Annotated in this window: 19 protein-coding genes; 13 read left to right on the plus strand and 6 right to left on the minus strand. The window is 36.3% G+C overall.

Annotated elements, in window-relative coordinates; translation table 11 throughout:
- The first annotated feature begins 20 nt into the window (after positions 1 to 20).
- The 7 genes from M23134_RS11090 to M23134_RS11120 all read left to right on the plus strand — a co-directional run bounded on the left by M23134_RS11090 (position 21) and on the right by M23134_RS11120 (position 8,111).
- Positions 21 to 383: a DUF1987 domain-containing protein gene (locus M23134_RS11090; protein ID WP_045113384.1), complete on the plus strand. Its 363-nt coding sequence runs from the start codon at positions 21 to 23 to the stop codon at positions 381 to 383.
- A gap of 157 nt (positions 384 to 540) precedes the next feature.
- Positions 541 to 3,654, plus strand: a complete 3,114-nt coding sequence (locus M23134_RS11095; RefSeq protein ID WP_002696003.1) for an ATP-binding cassette domain-containing protein — start codon at positions 541 to 543, stop codon at positions 3,652 to 3,654.
- A 75-nt stretch (positions 3,655 to 3,729) separates the two neighbouring features.
- Complete coding sequence (locus M23134_RS11100; RefSeq protein ID WP_232296801.1) at positions 3,730 to 4,692, plus strand: hypothetical protein; 963 nt, start codon at positions 3,730 to 3,732, stop codon at positions 4,690 to 4,692.
- 364 nt (positions 4,693 to 5,056) lie between these two features.
- Positions 5,057 to 5,905, plus strand: coding sequence for a hypothetical protein (locus M23134_RS11105; protein WP_002696006.1), 849 nt, complete (start codon positions 5,057 to 5,059; stop codon positions 5,903 to 5,905).
- Positions 5,906 to 6,024: 119 nt separating this feature from the next.
- Positions 6,025 to 6,903 carry a hypothetical protein gene (locus M23134_RS11110; protein WP_053337289.1) on the plus strand — a complete coding sequence of 293 codons (879 nt, stop codon included), beginning with the start codon at positions 6,025 to 6,027 and terminating at the stop codon, positions 6,901 to 6,903.
- Positions 6,904 to 7,003: 100 nt separating this feature from the next.
- The gene (locus M23134_RS11115) at positions 7,004 to 7,369 is read left to right on the plus strand and encodes a hypothetical protein (protein WP_157558437.1); all 366 of its coding nucleotides are present in this window, start codon (positions 7,004 to 7,006) and stop codon (positions 7,367 to 7,369) included.
- Between the two features lie 94 nt (positions 7,370 to 7,463).
- A complete protein-coding gene (locus tag M23134_RS11120) occupies positions 7,464 to 8,111 on the plus strand; it encodes an alpha/beta hydrolase (protein WP_045113385.1) in 648 nt (215 codons plus the stop codon).
- Positions 8,112 to 8,116: 5 nt separating this feature from the next.
- On the opposite strand, the gene M23134_RS11125 is transcribed toward M23134_RS11120, so the two are convergent.
- The 4 genes from M23134_RS11125 to M23134_RS11140 all read right to left on the minus strand — a co-directional run bounded on the left by M23134_RS11125 (position 8,117) and on the right by M23134_RS11140 (position 11,083).
- Positions 8,117 to 8,875 carry an SDR family NAD(P)-dependent oxidoreductase gene (locus M23134_RS11125; protein ID WP_002696010.1) on the minus strand — a complete coding sequence of 253 codons (759 nt, stop codon included), beginning with the start codon at positions 8,873 to 8,875 and terminating at the stop codon, positions 8,117 to 8,119.
- 155 nt (positions 8,876 to 9,030) lie between these two features.
- A complete protein-coding gene (porT, locus tag M23134_RS11130) occupies positions 9,031 to 9,849 on the minus strand; it encodes a type IX secretion/gliding motility protein PorT/SprT (RefSeq protein WP_082226545.1) in 819 nt (272 codons plus the stop codon).
- Positions 9,798 to 10,529 carry a bifunctional demethylmenaquinone methyltransferase/2-methoxy-6-polyprenyl-1,4-benzoquinol methylase UbiE gene (gene ubiE / locus M23134_RS11135; protein ID WP_002696015.1) on the minus strand — a complete coding sequence of 244 codons (732 nt, stop codon included), beginning with the start codon at positions 10,527 to 10,529 and terminating at the stop codon, positions 9,798 to 9,800. The genes porT and ubiE overlap by 52 nt, the downstream gene beginning before the upstream one ends.
- 164 nt (positions 10,530 to 10,693) lie before the next feature.
- A complete protein-coding gene (locus M23134_RS11140) occupies positions 10,694 to 11,083 on the minus strand; it encodes a DUF1987 domain-containing protein (protein ID WP_002696016.1) in 390 nt (129 codons plus the stop codon).
- A gap of 335 nt (positions 11,084 to 11,418) precedes the next feature.
- Here M23134_RS11140 and M23134_RS11145 point away from each other — a divergent pair, with 335 nt between their 5' ends.
- From M23134_RS11145 to M23134_RS11170, 6 genes are all read left to right on the plus strand, one after another.
- Entirely contained in the window at positions 11,419 to 12,519 is a 1,101-nt protein-coding gene (locus M23134_RS11145; protein WP_002696018.1) for a Nif3-like dinuclear metal center hexameric protein, read from the plus strand.
- Positions 12,520 to 12,619: 100 nt separating this feature from the next.
- Positions 12,620 to 13,396, plus strand: coding sequence for a zinc ribbon domain-containing protein (locus M23134_RS11150; RefSeq protein ID WP_002696020.1), 777 nt, complete (start codon positions 12,620 to 12,622; stop codon positions 13,394 to 13,396).
- A gap of 151 nt (positions 13,397 to 13,547) precedes the next feature.
- On the plus strand, positions 13,548 to 14,450 hold the full coding sequence (locus tag M23134_RS11155) for a polysaccharide deacetylase family protein (RefSeq protein ID WP_157558438.1): 903 nt from the start codon (positions 13,548 to 13,550) through the stop codon (positions 14,448 to 14,450).
- A gap of 124 nt (positions 14,451 to 14,574) precedes the next feature.
- The gene (locus M23134_RS11160; RefSeq protein WP_002696024.1) at positions 14,575 to 16,818 is read left to right on the plus strand and encodes a 7TM diverse intracellular signaling domain-containing protein; all 2,244 of its coding nucleotides are present in this window, start codon (positions 14,575 to 14,577) and stop codon (positions 16,816 to 16,818) included.
- Positions 16,819 to 16,831: 13 nt separating this feature from the next.
- Complete coding sequence (locus M23134_RS11165; RefSeq protein ID WP_002696026.1) at positions 16,832 to 17,647, plus strand: AraC family transcriptional regulator; 816 nt, start codon at positions 16,832 to 16,834, stop codon at positions 17,645 to 17,647.
- A gap of 69 nt (positions 17,648 to 17,716) precedes the next feature.
- Complete coding sequence (locus M23134_RS11170; protein WP_002696028.1) at positions 17,717 to 19,147, plus strand: pyridoxal phosphate-dependent decarboxylase family protein; 1,431 nt, start codon at positions 17,717 to 17,719, stop codon at positions 19,145 to 19,147.
- A 119-nt stretch (positions 19,148 to 19,266) separates the two neighbouring features.
- Here the strand turns inward: M23134_RS11170 and lepB are convergent, their stop codons facing one another.
- The gene (gene lepB / locus M23134_RS11175) at positions 19,267 to 20,121 is read right to left on the minus strand and encodes a signal peptidase I (protein WP_082226546.1); all 855 of its coding nucleotides are present in this window, start codon (positions 20,119 to 20,121) and stop codon (positions 19,267 to 19,269) included.
- Between the two features lie 22 nt (positions 20,122 to 20,143).
- A complete protein-coding gene (locus M23134_RS11180; protein ID WP_002696034.1) occupies positions 20,144 to 20,509 on the minus strand; it encodes a PH domain-containing protein in 366 nt (121 codons plus the stop codon).
- Positions 20,510 to 20,839: the final 330 nt, after the last annotated feature.

Consider the following 20,839-nt stretch of genomic DNA (forward strand, 5'->3'; position numbering starts at 1 on the left):
TAATAGTAATTCATACGAATATGGAAGTTATAAACCAAGATGGTACTGAGGATACTCCAAAAATAATCTTAGATAAGAACAATGGCATTTTTGAGATCTCTGGACGATCTTTACCAGAAGACTCAGCTGAATTCTATCAACCGATATTAGATTGGCTTGATCAATATGGAGCAGACCCTAACCCAGAAACGGTTTTTATTTTCAAGCTAGAATACTTCAATACTGCTTCATCAAAGTTGATCTTGGATATTTTATCTAAACTGGAAACAATTGAAAGTACCACTATTAATTGGTATTTTCATGAAGATGACGAAGATATGGAAGAAGCTGGAACAGAGTTTTCTGAGTTGGTAGAAGTGCCTTTTGATTTTAAAACTTATTAATTAAAATATCATTAGGGAAAATAACCTTATTTTCCCTAACCTTTCTATGGGCACTCTTTGCTCGTATGTGTTAGTAGCAGAAACATCTGTAACCTAACAAAAAATAATTTTCACCGGACTAATTCTAAAAATCATCCATACTGGGTAGTAATTTGATATGAGTGAAAAAATATTAGAAGCCCTTACACGCCTTTTTGGTATCATCACAAAGCAAGATGGTGGAGCCAGAAAAGGAGAGCGCGATTTTGTTGTTAGCTATTTTAGGCAAGAACTGGATCAAGACTCTGTTGAGGCATACACTAAATTGTATGATGATGTTTCTAATTACCCAAATCCTGGTTTTGATAAAATCAAAATGAGGGAGATGGTAAGAATATTAAGATATTGCCGGGATATTAATAAAGAATTAGCCCAACCTCAAAAAATAATTATTCTTGTAAAGTTACTCGAATTGGTAGCTTCTGATGGTAACTTTACAGACCAACGAAAAGAGATTATTAGTACTGTATCAGATGCTTTTAATCTAAAAAGTGATTATAAACTCATCGAAAGTTTTGTAATCAAACCCACTGCGTCCATTCCAGAGCTTAACTCTCCTAATATTCTTGTAGTAAGCAGTAGTGATAAACTGACCAATCCTGAGGCAAAACACATCTTGTCAGAAAAGCTGCAGGGAGAAATTATGATTTTGAGAATTTCCCTGGAAGAAGGAGACGCTACTTACTTTGTAAAATATACTGGTGCAGAAGATGTAAAACTCAACGGTTTTACAATGAAAACCAATCAAGTATACTTATACTCTACTGGTAGTAATATCAAAACTCCCTTTGGCACTACGCTTTATTATAGCGATGTACAAGGTAAGTTTCTGCAAACACTTCAGGATACTAAACTTTCTTTTACAGCAAAAAATCTTGAGTTTCGTTTTCCCAACGGTACCATAGGTGTACAAGACATTACCATATCAGAACCACAAGGAAAGCTCATGGGAATTATGGGAGGTAGTGGAGCAGGTAAAACCACCCTCTTAAACGTCCTGTCTGGTATTGAAAAACCTTCTAAAGGTCATTTATATATCAATGGCGTTGACTTACATGAGAACAAAAGCGAAATAGAAGGAGTCATTGGTTATATAGCACAAGATGACCTTTTGATTGAAGAGCTTACTGTATATCAAAACTTATATTTTAATGGAAAGCTTTGTTTCAAAGATTTAAACAAAGAAGAGCTTCATAAAAGGGTAATGGATACCCTGAAAAGCCTAGGTTTAGATCATATTGCCTCGTTGAAGGTAGGAAGCGTTTTGAATAAAAAAATTAGTGGTGGACAGCGTAAAAGGCTGAACATAGCACTTGAACTTATTCGGGAGCCTTCAGTATTGTTTGTTGATGAACCCACCTCTGGTCTGTCATCTAAAGACTCTGAAAATGTAATAGATTTATTAAAAGAGCTTACCCTGAAAGGAAAGCTTATTTTTGTGATAATTCACCAACCATCTTTAGACATTTACAAAATGTTTGATAAGATGATTATCATGGATAAAGGAGGCTATCCTATTTATTATGGCAACCCGATTGAAGCTGTATCTTATTTCCGAAGAGCAACCAATCAGGTAGACAATGAAACAGCCAATATCAACCCTGAGGAAGTCTTTAATATTATAGAAGATGAAGTAGTTGATGAATTTGGGCGATATACTGGTAAGAGAAAAATCAACTCTAAACAGTGGAATATAAGGTATAGGGATAAATTTGAACCTGTTCCAGAAACAGAGGTGGTACACGAAAAGCCCCCTGCGTCTTTGAATGTACCTAATATATTCAAGCAGTCGGTCATTTTCACCACTCGTGATTTTTTAGCAAAGATTAGTAATACTCAATATTTGTTAATAAACCTGCTTGAAGCACCCGTACTGGCATTTTTATTAGCTTATGTTATTCGTTTTCAAAATGGACCTGATGGCAGCTACATCTTCCAGCATAACGACAACGTTCCTGGGTATGTTCTTATTTGTATTATCATATCGCTGTTTATGGGGCTCACTGTGAGTGCCGAAGAAATAATAAAAGACAGGAAAATTCAAAAGAGAGAGGCTTTTCTGAACTTAAGCAGGTTTAGTTATTTGTCTTCAAAAATTATTATTCTATTCTTATTATCAGCCATTCAAAGTTTTTTGTTTGTGTTGATAGGAAACTCAATTTTAGAGGTGCACGGCGAACTTGTCAATTATTGGGTGGTGCTGTTTTCTGCGTCTTGTTTTGCCAATGTATTAGGGTTAAATATTTCTTCAACCTTTAATTCAGTCATTACGATCTACATTACTATTCCTATACTTCTCATACCCCAACTTATATTGAGTGGACTGATATTTCATTATGATAAGATGAACGCCGACATAGCAGACAAAGGGGTGGTGCCTTTTGTGGCAGACATCATGATTTCGCGGTGGGCTTATGAAGCCATTGCTGTGAATCAATATAAATCCAATCCTTTTGAGGTTGATTACTATGATTATGAAAAAACAGAAAAAAGATATTCTTACCTAAGTAGTTTGTGGGGACCCACAATGGAGCAAATTGTCTATAGAATTGCTGATAACACTGAGGTAGAGAAAAAAAATGACTCTATTAATCAGAAGATTCAAGACGATCTAGAGCTGTTAAAGGCAGAAATAGAAGCTGATAAAGAGTTTAAAGCCAAATACCTGAAAGGGGTAAACTTGGACAAAGACTTGACTCCTAAAGGGTATAACCGTAAAGTAGCAGACAAGATCAAAGTATACCTTGATTCATTGATGGATGTATCAAATAGGAAAATGATCAAGGTAAGCCGTGAGAAAGAGACGAAAGAAATTGAAATGGAAAAAGACTATGAAAATTATAAAATAACTGAGTATAGAAAGAAATACTTCAATGATCAATTGTATAGAGCTGTTACTATACCAGCAAAACCATTGGAGCATATTTTGGAATATAAAGGTAGGTTATTACGACAAAAAAATGCAGTTTACAAAGACCCTACACCTACTGCCTGGTATGATTACAGAGCGCATTTTTATGCTCCTCGCAAACACTTTGCTGGCAAGTATTTTGATACGTACTACTTTAACATTGCTGTAATCTGGCTTTTGACATTTATGATGTATATTACTCTTTACTTTAATTTCTTTAAGAAATTTTTAGACTCTTTGGGAAAGCTTAGATTGTATTTCGGATTCTTTGGTAGTTTAAAAAGTTTATTTAGAAAAAGTAAAATACAAAAGAAAGATTAGTCCTGTTTGGTGAGATTTTTGTAAAATTGTATCGAACTGAAAATAAAGTATTTAAAATAATTTAACCTGTTGAAAATGAAATCGTTACTGTATCCTCATATGAAAACAAAAGGTATAAGCATAGTTCTGATTTTATTTGTATTTCTTGTGGCTTGTGATGGAGGGAAGAAAAAGAAAAAGAAAGATCCTGAGACTGCAAAAGATACTACTAAAACTGAAGCTACAACTAAAAAGAATGCGCATCCAAAATTATCGAGGGAAGTATTGAGTGATATTGTAAAGTCTATACCTTCGCCTCTTGAAATCTCATTTCTTATCAAGGACTTAGGGATACAGTATGACAAAAAACTGTTGAACTCGGCAGATAACATTTCCAGTTATAACACTAACTATAAGAAAGCGTTGAACCTGGGAATTTATAGTACTGACCTTGGGTATGCCAATATCTATGAGCAAACTCAAGATGCTCTTTATTACTTAAACTCAGTAAAGGAAATGGCAGATGGGTTAAATATTGGTCAGTTCTTTGATTTTAAAACAATCAAAAGGTTAGCCACTAAAAGTAACAACTTAGACTCATTACTTTTGGAGACCAATACCAACCTTGAAAAAATCAATGACCATTTACAAGATATAGGTCGTGCCGACTTAACAATCCTTATTTTAACTGGAGGTTGGTTAGAGTCTTTATACATTACGTGCGAAATTGCCAAGAAATCGCCTAATGAGTTATTAAACAACCGTATTGGTGAGCAAAAAATTATCTTAGAGCAGTTGCTTCTTTTACTGTCATTCTATGAGGAATTGCCCAATGTAAAGAATTTAATTGTAGACTTAAATAAGTTACAAAAGATATATGAAAACGTGAAAATAGATTTTCAGTACAACGATCCTACAACTACTACCAAAAAAGATGAGGATAACAATGAAATCTTAATTGTAGATGATAATACTTCTACTAAGATTAATTTCACTGCCGATGATCTAAACAAAATATTACAAACATCAAAAGAGATTAGAGGTAAGATTATTAACTAAAATATTTTTTGATACATATAAAATACTCAGTCTTGTTTATAAGAGACTGAGTATTTTTTTTGCCCTTATTGTAACTCTTACATAACAAGTAGGCAGACAATAAATATCAATCATTGTACTACAAAAACATAAATAAATGGACGGGTCTGTTATGTGGCGAAAAATTGGTAAATTGATCCAAAAATCCATATAATTACAATAGTTATTATCAAATATCGTTTTTGTAAGAGATTTGATTAGTGCTTTTTGTTACAATAAATAATTAAACCTAAATCATCTTAGTTTTTTTGGCTGTATAAAGTATGTTAATTTTGACATATTTTATGGAGATGATTTAAACATAAACTAAAATAATGTCAGTGTTATGAATAAAGTTATTATTTCTCACCTTACAAAAAAGCTTTTTTTGGGAACCTTCTTAATACTTTTGGGAGTGAATGTACAAGCTCAAAAAAACAACGGCGAAATACTGGGTAATATCATGCCTTCTCCAGTAGAGCTATCTGCGTTGATAAAAGATGTAGGAGCAAGCTATGATAAGTCTATTCTGAACTCTTCGGATAAAGCAGAAGGATATAGCAGCAAATATGCACGAGCACTTAATCTTGGGGTATACAGTACTGACTTGGGTTATGCTGCTATATACAAAGAAAATACTGATGCATTTATGTATCTGAACAGTGTGAGAAAAATTGCAGAGTCTTTAGGTATAGGTAAGTATATCGATTATGCAAATATCACGAAACTAGCCTTGGAAAATGATTTAAATGCGCTATTAGATGAAACCACTCGTACTTTTGAGGAGATCAATAAGCACTTTCAAAAAAATGGACAAGATGAGTTATCGGTAGCTATGTTAGCTGGTGGCTGGATTGAGTCTTTATATTTAACTTGTGAAATAGCAAAAAAGAAACAAAGTAAAGTATTAGATGTTAGAATAGCAGAGCAACAGTTAGTCTTGAGTCAGTTGTTACCTATTTTGAGAAAATATAAAAGCTCAGATATGAAAGCTTTGACTTATGACTTGACAAGTTTACAGAAACTTTATAAAAATCTTAAAATAGATTACAAAGAAGGTGAAGTTACAACAAAAGAAGTAAACGGTGAATTGATTGTTCAGGAAAGTACTACCAGTAGTATTAAAATTAACCCAAATGATTTGAAGAAGATTTTGGATATGACTGGTAAAATCCGGGCAAAAATTGTAAAGTAACCTTAAGGTTTGCCAGGCAAACGAAAAATATAACCACAACTAAAGCAAATAGCCTCAACATTGGGCTAATTGCACTTTTGAGCTCTCTTATAAGAGTAATGTATGAAAAACTTATACAGATGAAGAAAACACTTTACATTGTAGTACTTTGTTTATTGACAACACCTTTTGGGTGGTCACAAAAAACAGAGAAGACAGACGTATTGAATAAAATGATACAGTCGTTTCCTTCCCCTGTGGAGGTGTCAAGTATCATAAAAAAAGCAGGGTTAAAATACAATGAAAAATTGTTGAATGCTGCGGCTAATAAAAACAAGTATCAAGGCGACTTTAAAAAAGCACTGAATCTTGGCATATACAGTACCGACTTAGGATACATTAATATTTATCAGAATAACCAGAATGCCTTTAGCTACCTGAGTGCTGTAAAAACAATGGCTGATGGCTTAAAACTAGGCAAACATATTGACCTTGGCGCTATTACTACCCTGGCACTTGAGAACAACCTCAATGCATTGTTGGCTGAGACAAGTGGTACATTTGAAAAAATGAATAATGATTTGTGGGAGCAAAAAAAAGCCAATTTGTCAGCTTTGATACTTACAGGAGGGTGGTTAGAAACATTATACTTGACTTGTGCAGTAGCACGCAAAAAACCAAATGCAGCTAAAGCTTTTGAAATAAAAGAGTTAAATGAGCAAATTGCCCAGCAAAAAATTATTTTAGATCAACTCTTAGAAATACTTAAAAAATATAGCAAAGGGGATGAAACAAAGAAATTGATTGGGGAATTAAAAGATTTGCGTAAATTGTTTAATAACTTTAAATTGAAGGGAGGAACTACTGTAAAAACAGTATATAAAGCTGAACGTATGGGTAAACTCAACGTATTGGTGTACTCTTCAAAAAGACAGAAAACAGAGTTTAAAATAGATGCGAAAGATTTAGAGAAGATTTATACTAAATCGAAAGCGATACGCAAGAAAATAGTAAGTTAAATTAATAGCAATCTGAGGCTGAATGATGAAACAACTACTTTGGGGCATAGTATTCTTTGTAGGGTTAAGTAGCCAATCCGTATTTGCACAAAAGTGCAATATGAAGCAATTTAAAGATAAATGTGTGACAGCTTTGCAACGACAAAGAGGGTACACTTTTTTAAAAAGCTACCCCCTCGATGGACAAGGAGGAGTAAAAAAGAAAATTAAATATTCATATATACTTAGTAGGGGCAATACTTACTTGCTTACAATGGCAAACCGACGAGCCGATGCCAAAGGAATCTCTGTGACAATTACTACTTCCAGTGGCAAAACGCTTCTATCGAGTTATGATGAGAGTAAAAAGAAATTTCACGCAGTGGTCGGTTTTAAACCAAAGGTAACAGGTATTTATTACTTTACTTTTGAGTTTCAAAACACCAGAAATTATTGTGCTGCCAGTGTACTAGGATTTAAGAGGTAAGGCAAAATTGTATTAAAAAATATACAAGCGGTTGTTGTGTTTTGAGCACAGCAACTGCTTTTTTTGTTCGAGTACAAATAACCCCATACATAATATGATTAATAACTATCACATGAAGGTAGAGCGTACCGCTCAATATAGTACTTATGGTATACTCACTAGCCAAACTGAAAATATATGGTGGGTTTGTCACGGATATGGACAGTTGGCCCGTTATTTTCTCAAAAAATTTGAAGTATTGAATCCGCAAAAAAATTTTGTAATAGCACCAGAGGCATTGTCACATTTTTATCTAAAGGGGCATCAGCGGGTAGGTGCTAGTTGGATGACTAAAGAAGACCGTTTGCATGAAATTGAGGATTATTTATCTTATTTAAATACATTATATGAACAAGTTTGTCAACAAGATGCCTTTCCAAAAAAAGCGAAATCCTTAGTATTGGGTTTTTCTCAAGGTGTAGCTACTGCAGTAAGGTGGGTATACGACCAGAAAATAAGTTTTGATCATTTGGTGATGTGGGCAGGAGGATTTCCACCAGATGTAGACTTTTCTAAAACTCAAACAGTGCTGGCAAACAAATCATTGTCGTTTGTATACGGTTTACAGGATGAATTAATTACCACAAAACAGTTTGAAACAGAGAGGCAACGTATGCTTGAAAAGCAAATTTCACCAAAGGTGGTCACTTTTGAAGGCAAACACGAACTCAATGGTGAAATTTTACAACGTATGATTGAATAATCACCTCAGTTTTTTTTATTGACAATTGTTGCCGAAGCTTGAGCGGTGGGTAAGATTAATAAGTCGGCAATATTGACATGTGCAGGGCGAGTGACCATAAAGAGAATAGTTTCGGCAATATCTGTAGCAGTAAGTGGTTGATAGCCCTGATAAGTCTTTTTTGCTTTTTCGTCATCCCCTTTAAAACGAACCTTTGAAAACTCAGTTTCTACCAGACCAGGGTTAATGGCAGACACTCTTATGCCGTGTTTGTGCAAATCCATCCTCATTCCTTTATTAATAGCATCTACCGCGTGTTTAGAAGCACAGTATACATTTCCGTTGGGGTATGCTTCTTTGCCTGCCAGGGAGCCCACATGTACCACATGTCCTGTTTTTCTGTTTACCATTTGCGGTATAATTGCCTTGGTTACATAAAGTAAGCCTTTTATGTTGATATCAATCATCGCATCCCAGTCGCTCACGTCACCGTCTTGGATAGGAGCCAAGCCATGGGCATTACCTGCATTATTTACCAGTATATCTATATTTTGCCAACTTTTAGGCAAGGAGCCAATGGCCTTATTTACTTCTTGTTGATTACTTACATCAAATGTGAGCGTATAGACATTTACCTTGGTTTGTAGTTCATCTGCCAGTTCTTCAAGCCGATCTTGTCTTCGTCCACAAATTATTACGTCAAATTTATAATCAGCAAAAACCTCTGCTGTAGCTTTTCCTATACCTGAACTCGCCCCAGTAACGAGAGCTACTTTATTTGTCATAAAAAATAGGTTTAAAAAGTTGATTACTTTGAATATGCATTTGGTTGATTAGTGTAGATAGGGTGGTCAAAGTTGCAAAAAAAAGCAAGAAACTCATAGTAATCAAACAACTATGAGTTTCTTGCGCTATATATTCTCTATAAATAAAATCAGTTTTATTCAAAATGTAGGTACAGCGTTACATTATGAGTACTGAGCCTCTGTAAAGGAGTACTTAGGCGGTTGTTATCTTGAATAAGGATATTGCCAAGCCCATGTGAAAACCTTATTTCAGGAGAGAAACGGAAGAATGAAAAATACACATCAAACCCAAATCCATATTCGATAGAAATGTTGGTATTAGCCACACGTAATATTTCTTTATCTTCGGCTTTTTGGGCTGATACTGAGAAAGCAGGTTTTACCCCAGCTACCAAATACATACCTTTGGTTCCTCTGAGTTGAGAACGGTATTTAAGCAAGAGAGGTACTTCTACCATATTGGTGGCAACCACGGCAGTGGTGCTGCTCGAATCGGCAAATAAGTAGTCTATGTTTCGTTCGTAAATACTATAAGTAGGCAGTAAGCGAATCCCCCAGGTTCGATTAAGGTTAAAATTCATTACAAAACCCAGCGATAACCCAATAGAGTTTTTTGGGGTTACTAATAATGACGTATTACTGGATGTATCGGCCGAAGTACCAAGGGCATTCGAATGTTCGCCAATGTATTTGGTGCTACCTGCGCCAATAAAAAAACCATAGTTTAAGAATTTCATTTGTTTTTTATTACGCGATCTACCAGTAATGGCACGAGAGCCTGCATTACGGCTATTTTTTTTGTAGCTATTGCTATATACACTTCGGGTTGCCCTATTTTTTTTTGTTTGAGCAAATGAGTGCTGACCAGATAATAAAAAAGCAAGCGTAAAGCAACAATAAACTATTTGGTTCCGGTGTATATTGAGCTTATGCCAAATGTTAGAGGTATGCATTTTGTATGATTAAATCCAGTATTATTAAGAATATTCACGAACTCTTTACCATAAGGAAAAGCGTGTACAGATTCGGGCAAGTAAGTATAAGCTGCCTGGTCTTTTGAGACAATCTTTCCAATTAATGGCAAAATGTATTTGAAATAGAAACTGTAAATTTGCTTAAAAGGAAAACTGGTAGGTTTTGAAAATTCCAGAATAACTACTTTGCCACCAGGTTTGGTTACTCGGTAGATATCCTGAAGACCTTTTTCCAGATTTTCGAAGTTTCTTACTCCAAAAGAAACGATTACAGCATCAAAATAATTGTCTTCAAACGCCAGTTTTTCAGAATCTCCCAACTCAAGACTGATCACATTCTCCAGACCTTTCTTTTTAATTTTTTGTTTGCCTACTTCCAACATACCAGCCGATATGTCTACTCCTGTTACTTTGGTAGGTTTTGCTTTGAGGGCAGCAATGGCAAAATCACCTGTGCCAGTGGCAACATCAAGTATGTGAGAGGGTTTATGAGGTTTTAAAAGTTTGATGGCTCGTTTACGCCAGTATATATCTATACCTAAGCTAAGGAAGTGGTTTAAAAAATCGTATTTGGGAGAGATATTGTCAAACATTTTGGCTACTTGAGCCTTCTTATTATTTTTATCTTCTTTATAAGGAACTACTTCAACCTTGTTCATATAAAAAGTTATTTCAATTGAATTACAAAGAACCGGAATTTTTAAATCAAAACACAACCTTTAATAGAATTGTTAAAAATCCGAAGGAGAATTTTGGAGAAATATAATTGTAGTAGCCGAAACACCCCCATATTGTGTGTTTATGAGGGTGTTAATAGTATTTTTCAAACAATTTCTTCGTGAGGAATAAACTTAAAAGGAAGGTTAGTAAAAGAACTAAAGTAGGTTCCAAGGTCTTTCATATCCTCATCGTCTGACTCAAAAGACCATACTACATTTACCTGGTGACCTTTAGCCTGAATAGACTCAAATATCTTAAGTATACGAGAGACCATAGCTGAGGTACTGGTGTTGATGTATAAAAAAGTAAAGGTGAGATGGTGCTTTTTTGCCGTTGGGTTTTGCCCATACTGCTCAAGTGTTTGTGCTATTGGGTTATAAAAACCTTGGGTATCTTCTGGAATGGATAAACCCTTGAACTCAAAAAGCCCTTTTGCAAAATCAAACTCTACTCTTGGAGTAGTATCCGTCTCTTCTATAACAACGTTTTTCATAATGGATTTTTTTCACTATACACTTGTAAACTGTTTGTTGTTAGACAAGTACACAAAAGTACAAATTACAACCTAAAAAACTAAATTATAATTTGGGTTTTGTAAATAGGTTAATGGTATGGTTTTCAAAAGATTGTACAATGATTTTAGTTGAAAAGTTGTGAGAATAAATTTATTTCTGAAAAGGATGTAAGATTATGCCAGAAATAAATGTTTTCGAACTCTTTTACCTAAGATAACCATTAATATTGAGTTTGTTCAACTTATTATTTACTTTTTTGCTTATACTATATGTGTTTAGAATTTTATCATATCTCAAATAACTAAAAATAAAAATGTTTACTGTACAACAAATCACCAAGCATCTGGAAGACTTTGCTCCAAGGGTATACCAAGAGAGCTATGACAATTCGGGACTGATTGTAGGTGATCCAGCAATGAAAGTAACAGGTGTACTGGTATCGTTAGATACAGTGGAAACTGTGGTAGATGAGGCGATTAAACGGGGGTGTAATATGATTGTAGCACACCATCCTATTGTTTTTAAAGGACTGAAAAAGTTTAATGGGCGCAATTATGTAGAGCGAACGGTGATCAAAGCTATTAAGCACGACATTGCTATTTATGCTATTCATACCAATCTTGATAATGTAACAGGAGGGGTAAACTTTAAAATAGCAGAAAAGTTAAACTTGGAAAAGGTGCAAATTCTTGCTCCTAAAAAACAAAACCAAATGAAACTCACGGTATTTGTGCCACCAAGTAATGTAAATGCTTTGATAGATGCATTGAGTAAGGCTGGGGCAGGGCAAATAGGTGATTATGACCATTGTAGTTTCAGAGCTACTGGTATGGGTACTTTCAGGGGTAATAAAAATACTAATCCCACCATAGGGGTGAAGGAACAACTGGAAGAAGTGAAAGAAGAACGCCTTGAAATGATTTTTCCAGCTTATTTGGAGGGTAAAATAGTGCGTACTTTGCAAAAGCATCACCCTTACGAGGAAGTAGCCTATTACTTACAATTACTCGAAAACACCAATTTAGCAATAGGTGCTGGAGTGGTGGGTTATTTACCCGAAGCTTTGTCTGGCGAAGCATTTCTGCAGTATTTGAAAGAATGTATGGAGTTAAAATGTATCCGTCATACTCACTTAATTGATACACCTATTCAAAAAGTAGCCTTATGTGGAGGTTCAGGTAGCTTTTTGCTGCGCTCAGCCATGGCACAAAGGGCTGATGTTTTTATCACGGCTGACTATAAATACCATGAGTTTTTTGATGCCGAAGGGAAAATTCTGATTGCTGACATAGGGCATTATGAAAGTGAGAAGTACACTAGTGAATTGCTAAGAGATTATTTGAAACCTGCTTTTGAAGCACTTAATATTTATATTACTGAAAATAATACAAACCCAATTCACTATTTTTATTAAAATATAGCAGAATTAGTAGGTTTTTATCTTAAAATTTTACGAATATTGTGGTTTTGTTATTGATACATCAATATAACCCTATCAACAATTCACGAATTTCATGGAAAGGACAGTATCGCAAAAGTTAACGGCACTTCTCAAAATGCAATCTATCGATTCTAAAATGGACGAGTTAAAGAAAATGCGAGGGGATTTACCAGAAGAAGTACAAGATTTAGAAGACGAGATTGCAGGGTATGAGACCCGTATCGATAAGTTCAATAGAGAAATCAAAGGTTGGGAAGACGAAATATCTGCCAAAAAGCAACGAAAAAAGGACGCTGATAAACTGATTTTGAAGTACAAAGATCAGCAAATGAACGTTCGTAATAACCGTGAGTACGATGCTTTGAGCAAAGAGGTTGAGTCTGAAGAACTTGAAATACAATTGGCAGATAAGAAAATAAAGGAAGCTAAAACCAAAATTGAAAGCAAAAAAGGGGAGGTTGATAAAACCAAACAAATATTGGATGAGCGTCAGAAAGACTTAGCTGGTAAGAAAGAAGAACTTGACAGTTTGTTAAATGAAAGTCAGGACGAAGAAACCAAATTATTAAAAGACCGTGAAAAACAATCTAAAAATATTGAAGATAGATTGATGCGCTCTTATAATAAGATCAGAAAAAACGCGATCAATGGACTTGCCGTAGTATCAGTAAAAAGAGACGCTTGTGGTGGTTGTTTCAATGTGGTTCCCCCACAAAGACAAGCAGAGATCAGAGAGCGTAAGAAAATTATTGTTTGTGAGCACTGTGGTAGAATATTGGCAGATGTAGAGGAAGTAATAGTAGAAGAAAAGCCAAAGAAAACCACGCGCCGTAAAAAAGCTGCGAAGTAAGAAACATCATTTGCTTATAAGATATAATCCTCCCTAACCCATATAAGGTTAGGGTTTTTTTATGCCCTAAATATACCAAGCTGTACCAGTTTATACCTAAAGCAGTACGGTTTAGATGGTTGTTTCTCTTATTTTTATTATCTTGATAGGGATGAAAACTGCCAAAAGAAGATTGTTGATTTCTATGATTGTGGGTTTAAATTTATTCAATGCTACAGTGATATATAAGCTATGGTGGGCAGAGCTACAGCAAGTAAAAAATACTAAGAAAAAAAAGTCAACACAACCTACGAAGGTAAAGTCTCATTTAGCTACAGATACTGCCATACGTGCGCAAGTGTTTATGCCTATCAAAGGGCGTTCCTATAAACTAAGTACTGTTGCCATGCAAAAATTACAGGATTATCGGATACGACAACGAAAGTTGGCAATGAGGTACCCTGGACTTATTTTTTTTAATGGCGATACTGCCAAAAAAGAGGTAGCACTTACGTTTGACGATGGTCCTGATGGACAAATAACGCTTCAAGTGTTAAAGGTATTGGCAAAGTATAAGGTAAAAGGCAGTTTCTTTTTTGTAGGTAACTATGTACAAAAGTATCCACAAATTGCTCGACAGGCATACAAACAAGGACACTTGATTTTGAATCATAGCCATACGCATCAATCATATATAAACAAAAGCAAGCAATGGATCAAACAAGATTTATTGGCCGCAGAAAATGCCATAGCTCAAGCCATTGGCAGGCGTCCTGCAATGTTTCGTCCCCCGTATGGCGACATAGATTCGGTAATCATAGGAGAGGTACACGCAAATAAATATAAAGGTATTATTTGGTCGTATGACACCCTCGATTGGACAGGAATAGTAAAAGACTCTATAGCTCAAGGAGTGAAGAGTGGCATACGTTCAGGAGAAATTGTTTTAATGCATAGTCGCCAAGGTACTATGCCTACTGCTCAGGCATTACCCGATATTATAATGTATTTGCAGGATGCAGGGTATGCGATTGTGAGTTTAGATAAAATGCTAAAGGTAAAAGCATATAAATAGGTGTGCATAAAGAGATTTTTTGTAAAAAAAGGACATTTTGCAGAATTTTTACGCCCTCATAGATTATTTTTTGCCTAAAAATGTTTTAATTAGAGATAGCAGATTATGACACCATTACATATTTATGCCAAATCAGAAAATAGTTTTTTTGAACCTGCTGATTTGTGTGCTGTTATTTTGGAAAGGCGTGCAGGCACAGGCACCGCAAAAAATTACGCATCAGCAAACTTCAGTATCGTTTAATAGCAATACTTTGTATTTTTTTGAAGACACTCAAGGTGCACTTGATTTTACACAAGTCAAGCAACGGGCTTTTGTGCCTGTGAAGCATCCAGGTAATAGCTTTGGCGTTTCAAAATCAGTATTTTGGTTTCGTTTTCATTTACAAAATCACCATCCTACCCAAAAAAAATGGTTACTAAAGGTTGCACACCCCTTGTTAGATCATCTTACGTTGTATTACAAAGCAAATGAAAAGTGGCAAAAGTTATCTTTAGGTGATAAAAAAAACTTTGCTCAAAGACCCATTGATAGCCGTTATTTTGTGATCCCGTTACAGCTCAATAGTACCAAACGGCAAACTTACTACTTAAGGGTTCAAAGCGAAAGTACTATACAAGTACCCCTGACATTATATATACCCAAAGCATTTTATAAGCAGCAAAGCAATGAGCAGTTTTTGTATGGCATGTATTTCGGAATATTGTTGGTGATGGCACTGTACAATTTACCTATATTTTTAAGCACCAAAGACCAGTCATACCTGCTGTATGTATTGTTTATATTTGCCACTGGGTTGTTCAATGCCGCACTTGAAGGGTATACTTTTCAGCATTTATGGCCAAACCAAGTGTGGTGGGGGAGCGTTAGTGTGATTTTTTTTGGAGGCGTATCAGGCATGTGTTTATTTTGGTATACTAGTGTGTTCTTAAATACAAGAAAGTATGCCCCACGTTTGCGAAAAATGCTATTAGGAGCTGGGGTCTTGTATGGGTGTACCAGTTTACTTTCGTTGTTCAGTGTAATACTGTCTACTCAAGTATTGCCTTTGCTTTATGTATTTAGTTTGCCTACCATTCTATATAGTGCTATTGTATGTTATAAGAGAGGAATGGTAGCCGCAAGGTTTTTCTTACTCGCCTGGACATTGGTGGTATTAAGCGTAGTGATCTATAGCTTATCAATTACTGGTCTGTTACCATCCAACTTATTTACGCATCACCTCCCCGAAGTTTCATTAGTAGTAGCTATTATATTATTGTCATTAGCTTTGGCAGACCGTTATCGCCAATACAAGCGAGAAAAAGAGCAAGTGAGTAACCGTATTTTAGAACTACAAAGTCAAACCAATGAATATCTCGAAACAAAAGTAAAAGAGCGTACTCGTGAACTGCACAAGAAAGGGGAAGAAATAGCTACCCAAAACGAAGAACTTAAACAGCAGCAAGAAGAGATTGTTGCCCAGAGTGAGTTTATTGCTGAAACCAATGTCCAGCTTAAAAAAGAAAGCAAGAAAACCAAAGAAAGTATCCAGGCTGCTCAAGCAATTCAAAATGCTATATTGCCAGGAAGAACTCGCCTGCAAGAGTTGTTTGATGATCATTTGTTTGTACTTTATCAGCCTAAAGACATTGTTTCTGGAGATTTTTATTGGGTAAATAAGGTAAAAGAGCAGCCACAAGTAGAAAACTTATTGGCAGAGGCAAAAGTACACGGGCAAGAAGGCAAGTTTCCTTCGACTGTCAAGCCCTTGCAGTATACAGAAGCCACCTTTGTAGCTGTGGTAGACTGTACTGGACATGGTATTCCTGGGGCTTTCATGAGTATGATTGGTAATTCTTTATTGAATGAAATTGTCAATGAAATGCAAATTTATGAGACCAACCTAATTTTAGACAAGCTGCACGAGAAATTGGTAGGGGGGCTTAACCAAGAAGAGGATGCCACGATGGATCAAGGAATGGATGTGTGTTTGTGCAAATGCGAAAAAATGCTGGATGAAACCACCAAGGTTACTTTTACTGGATCTAAACGCCCATTGTATTATATAAAAGATGGTAAACTGGGAGAGTTGAGGGGAGACCGTACCCCGATTGGAGGGTGGAGTTTTCGGGCAAGGAAAAAATTTAATGCCAACACCTTGTACCTCAACTCTGGTGACATGCTGTACCTTACTACAGACGGTTACATAGATTTGCCCAACCGTAAGCGCAAAAGTTTTGGTACACGTCGTCTTAAAGTGATGTTTGAAGCCAACGCCCATTTACCTGTTGACCAACAAAAAGAAACATTCACTCAGGTAATGAAAGAGTTTTTGTTAAACTCTGAACAAAGAGATGACATTACCATAGTAGGGCTTAAGGTATAAAAGACCAGTGTTTATGGAGCAAGTACCAAGGCATCAACTACACCATAAAGAACAAGGAGGGCTCAAGATAGAAGATATTGCTTATTCCAACCCTTATGATTATACTCAGCTACATCGCCACGACTATTATGAAGTCTTATTGATTAGGCAAGGAGGAGGAAGACAAGTGATTGACTTTGAAGAAAGTAAGCTCCAGTCGTTGAGCGCATACATAGTGTTTCCAGGACAAGTACATTTGCTTCAGCGTGCTTCTGGTGCCAAAGGTAGCGTAGTGCAGTTTACCCAAGAGGTGTTATTTGAGTCGTTACCATTGTATAATATAGAATCTATCATAGCACAGCCCGCTGTTTTTGAAGAATTACATACTGTGCTTCATTTGCTCCAGCAAGCATTAGCCTTGCAAGACCCGGTGTCGCAGCAAGTAGCCAGGCACTACCTACACATTTTATTATGGAAAATGATCCAGGCACAACCCCTCAGTACTACTCCAGCCAAAACTCCTGCTTTGTTAAAACAGTTTCTAAGCGTGCTTGAACAACACATTACTCAAAGCAAAGCTGTCAAACAATATGCTGAATGGCTGGCTGTTTCGCCACGTAAGCTAAACGAAATGTGTAAAAGTCATTGGGGCAAAACGGGCTTACAAGTGATTCATGAGCACTTGTTGTTAGAAATTAAGCGCTTGCTCATGACACAAAGTTTGTCACACAAAGAAATTGCCTATTTGTTAGAGTTTGACAGCCCGGCAGCGTTTAGTGGCTTTGTCAAGCGAAAAACCAATCATACACCCACTGATTTACAAGCACAACTTGAACAAATTTATAAGTGATTTACCCTTTTTTGTAAGCTGCACATGTAGTATATTTTATACATTTGTTTTCAAACAACAATACAAGCAATGAACAACCAAGAGTTTAGAAAAAACGCCCACCAATTGGTAGACTGGATGGCTGACTATTTCGAAAACATAGAACAGCATCCTGTCAAGTCGCAAGTAGTACCCCGCCAGGTATACGATAGTTTGCCCAATGAATTACCCTTGAAAGGCGAAAGTTTTGCCGATATTTTTAAAGATTTTGAAGAGAAGATTATTCCAGGAATGACGCATTGGCAACACCCTTCGTTTTTTGCTTATTTTCCAGCCAATGGCAGCTTTCCTTCGTTGCTGGCAGAAATGCTCATGTCTGCTCTGGGAGCCCAATGTATGATCTGGGAAACTTCGCCAGCTGCTGCTGAGTTGGAAGAAAAAATGATGCATTGGCTTAAGCAGTTGATGGGGATACCAATGCATTTCGAGGGAGTAATTCAAGACACAGCATCTACCGCCACTTTGTGTGCCATACTCACTGCTCGTGAATACTATACCGATTACCAAATAAATATACGAGGTTTTCGGGCAGAGAAATTTACCATATATTGCTCTGAGCATACCCATTCATCTATAGACAAAGCCGTAAAAATAGCCGGCGTAGGAAGTGCTCATTTGCGTAAAGTAGCAGTAGACGATACATTTGCTTTGCGTCCTGAGTCACTCGAATCACTTATTCAGCAAGACATTGCTCAAGGGTACACCCCACTTTGTGCAATTGCTGCAGTAGGTACTACCAGCTCTACTGCAGTAGACCCAGTGCAAGCAATGGGAACTATTTGTAAAAAGTACAATGTATGGTTGCATGTAGATGCGGCTTATGTAGGAACCGCTACTATGCTGCCCGAAAAACGATGGACAATTGATGGATTAGAAATGGCTGACTCTTACGTGTTTAATCCTCACAAGTGGATGTTTACCAATTTTGATTGTACAGCATATTTTGTCAAAAGCAAAGAAGCACTTATTAGAACTTTTGAAATAATGCCCGAATATTTGAAAACTAAGTCTGATGGGCAGAAAATCAATAATTACCGTGACTGGGGGGTACCTTTAGGGCGTCGTTTTCGTGCGTTGAAATTATGGTTTGTAATGCGTTCGTTTGGAGTAGAGGGGTTGCAACAAAAAATAAGAGGGCATATTCAGCTGGCGCAAGATTTGACCGAAATAATCAAACAACGAGAGGATTTTGAGATTTTGGCACCAGTAGAATTTAACTTAATATGTTTTCGTTATAGCCCGGCAAACACAAGCGAAGAAACTTTGAATCAAATCAATGCGCAAATCTTGCATGCCATCAACGACTCAGGAAAGGCTTACCTGACTCACACCAAGCTTAATGGCAGATATACTTTACGTTTAGTAATAGGACAAACCAATGTGACTAAGAAACATGTAGAGGCGGTATGGGCGCTTATTTTGGCTGAGGTAGCTAAAATACAGACGGCTTCTTTGGTATAATGTGTCACCTTTATCTATATGAAAGAATATCGAATGCTGGTTAATGAAAGTGGTTGGGTATACCTTACTGTCAGTAAATTAATCAGCGTTTGAATCGGGCGACCAAGCCTTTTAGTTTCTTAAAACTTCATAAAATAAGTGCCAATGATATGACTTTCGGGCAGTAGCCCCCAATGACGCGAGTCTTGGGTGTTGTGGCGGTTGTCGCCCAACATAAAGTAATAGTTTTGTTTGAAAGTATATACTTTAAATTCCTGCCCATCAATTACTAGCTTATCTGTGTAAACCTCTACTTTTTTATTTCCCTCATAATGTTGGATGAGTTTACCGTACAACAATAGGTTTTTAGCATTGATAGGCAGTCGCATTCCTTGACGAGGAATTTTTAGCGGACCGAAGTGATCAGCATTCCAGGCAATGTCTTGGTGGTAAGGGTATACAGCCGGGTCAAAACTACCTACTGTTTTACGCTGCACAGTGGTTTGAATGTTGGCATTCTTGAAATCTTGCTTTATTTTTTGAATAAGAGCAGGGCGGGTATGTACCAAAAAGTTTTTATCCATATAGCCTTGTTCTGGCATCATTCTGTTGACAAGCAACGATTTTTTAGGAATAGCCACATTGCTTACCATTTTATATAAATATTGTGTTTTTGGAGGAGCAACCTGTTTGCGACCGTTTACAAATACTTCGCTGTTGCTTATTTTTATTTGCTCACCACTAACGGCTGCACACCTTGCTACAGCGATGTTTTTGGGTGATGTATTCAAGCTTCCCGATTTTTTTGGTAAACGAAAAACTGTAATGTCGTCTCGTTGAATAACCGGGAAAAATGTATAAACTAAAAAGCTGCTCTTGGCAGTCAAAGTTCCTTCCATCGAGGAGGTAGGTACTACTACTTGTTTTAATGCATACAGGGCAAAAGCAGCAGTGATTATCACTACCACAAGTAGAAACATGAAAAAACGTCTCATAATCTTGTAATTCCTTGAGTTACTAAACGTCAAAATTTATGTTTTTCTGAATAGCCTTACGAAATTTCTCTGGCTTATGAATGTAGGTAAACTTAGTGGCTGCCCCTCCCGAACCAGTAATTTCGATATGCCCAAAGTCTAATAACCTTGCGGTCAGCGTTTGGTCTACCTCTACTGCTTCTATTTGGGTGAGCATCATAGAAGTGGTTTTTCGGCGAAATACACCTTCTTGAACAAACACTCGTTGGTTGGTTACTACAAACTCTGATGTATGATGATGGATATATTCTTTCAGAAAACTGATAAGTCCTATACCAGCTGTAATGAGTCCCAGGTACAATATATAGTCAGAAAAATCGCCCAGATTGAGCTTCTTTTGTAATGTCATGAGGGCTAGTATACCACCAAATATAATGACTAGAGACGGTGATATGAAGTATAACCAGTGTAAGTGAGTTCTGAAAATCACCTTTTCCTTAGCAAGTAAATTCTGTTTTATGCCCATGGTGTTTAGCTGTAACTATTGTGTGATGAATAAGCCTATGTATAGTGAGAGTTAAAAAAGCCTGTGAATTAGAGGCTTTCAATGAAGAGCAAATATACCAAAAAACTTAGACCTTGTGGGAATTTTATATTTTGAGAGCAAAAAATGTAATTCCTGCCAAAGATGAAGTGTAAAAAGTGGAGTTAAATGACTTTTTTGCAATAAAATATATGA

It is taken from the genome of Microscilla marina ATCC 23134 (assembly GCF_000169175.1).
GTDB classification, from domain to species: Bacteria; Bacteroidota; Bacteroidia; order Cytophagales; family Microscillaceae; genus Microscilla; species Microscilla marina.

What these genes read in the sequence shown, in the direction of transcription:
- M23134_RS11090 (WP_045113384.1), top strand. Translation starts at nt 21, where the DNA reads ATGGAAGTTATAAACCAAGATGGTACTGAGGATACTCCAAAAATAATC.
- M23134_RS11095 (WP_002696003.1), top strand. Translation starts at nt 541, where the DNA reads ATGAGTGAAAAAATATTAGAAGCCCTTACACGCCTTTTTGGTATCATC.
- M23134_RS11100 (WP_232296801.1), top strand. Translation starts at nt 3,730, where the DNA reads ATGAAATCGTTACTGTATCCTCATATGAAAACAAAAGGTATAAGCATA.
- M23134_RS11105 (WP_002696006.1), top strand. Translation starts at nt 5,057, where the DNA reads ATGAATAAAGTTATTATTTCTCACCTTACAAAAAAGCTTTTTTTGGGA.
- M23134_RS11110 (WP_053337289.1), top strand. Translation starts at nt 6,025, where the DNA reads ATGAAGAAAACACTTTACATTGTAGTACTTTGTTTATTGACAACACCT.
- M23134_RS11115 (WP_157558437.1), top strand. Translation starts at nt 7,004, where the DNA reads ATGAAGCAATTTAAAGATAAATGTGTGACAGCTTTGCAACGACAAAGA.
- M23134_RS11120 (WP_045113385.1), top strand. Translation starts at nt 7,464, where the DNA reads ATGATTAATAACTATCACATGAAGGTAGAGCGTACCGCTCAATATAGT.
- M23134_RS11125 (WP_002696010.1), bottom strand. Translation starts at nt 8,875, where the DNA reads ATGACAAATAAAGTAGCTCTCGTTACTGGGGCGAGTTCAGGTATAGGA.
- porT (WP_082226545.1), bottom strand. Translation starts at nt 9,849, where the DNA reads ATGCATACCTCTAACATTTGGCATAAGCTCAATATACACCGGAACCAA.
- ubiE (WP_002696015.1), bottom strand. Translation starts at nt 10,529, where the DNA reads ATGAACAAGGTTGAAGTAGTTCCTTATAAAGAAGATAAAAATAATAAG.
- M23134_RS11140 (WP_002696016.1), bottom strand. Translation starts at nt 11,083, where the DNA reads ATGAAAAACGTTGTTATAGAAGAGACGGATACTACTCCAAGAGTAGAG.
- M23134_RS11145 (WP_002696018.1), top strand. Translation starts at nt 11,419, where the DNA reads ATGTTTACTGTACAACAAATCACCAAGCATCTGGAAGACTTTGCTCCA.
- M23134_RS11150 (WP_002696020.1), top strand. Translation starts at nt 12,620, where the DNA reads ATGGAAAGGACAGTATCGCAAAAGTTAACGGCACTTCTCAAAATGCAA.
- M23134_RS11155 (WP_157558438.1), top strand. Translation starts at nt 13,548, where the DNA reads ATGAAAACTGCCAAAAGAAGATTGTTGATTTCTATGATTGTGGGTTTA.
- M23134_RS11160 (WP_002696024.1), top strand. Translation starts at nt 14,575, where the DNA reads ATGCCAAATCAGAAAATAGTTTTTTTGAACCTGCTGATTTGTGTGCTG.
- M23134_RS11165 (WP_002696026.1), top strand. Translation starts at nt 16,832, where the DNA reads ATGGAGCAAGTACCAAGGCATCAACTACACCATAAAGAACAAGGAGGG.
- M23134_RS11170 (WP_002696028.1), top strand. Translation starts at nt 17,717, where the DNA reads ATGAACAACCAAGAGTTTAGAAAAAACGCCCACCAATTGGTAGACTGG.
- lepB (WP_082226546.1), bottom strand. Translation starts at nt 20,121, where the DNA reads ATGAGACGTTTTTTCATGTTTCTACTTGTGGTAGTGATAATCACTGCT.
- M23134_RS11180 (WP_002696034.1), bottom strand. Translation starts at nt 20,509, where the DNA reads ATGACATTACAAAAGAAGCTCAATCTGGGCGATTTTTCTGACTATATA.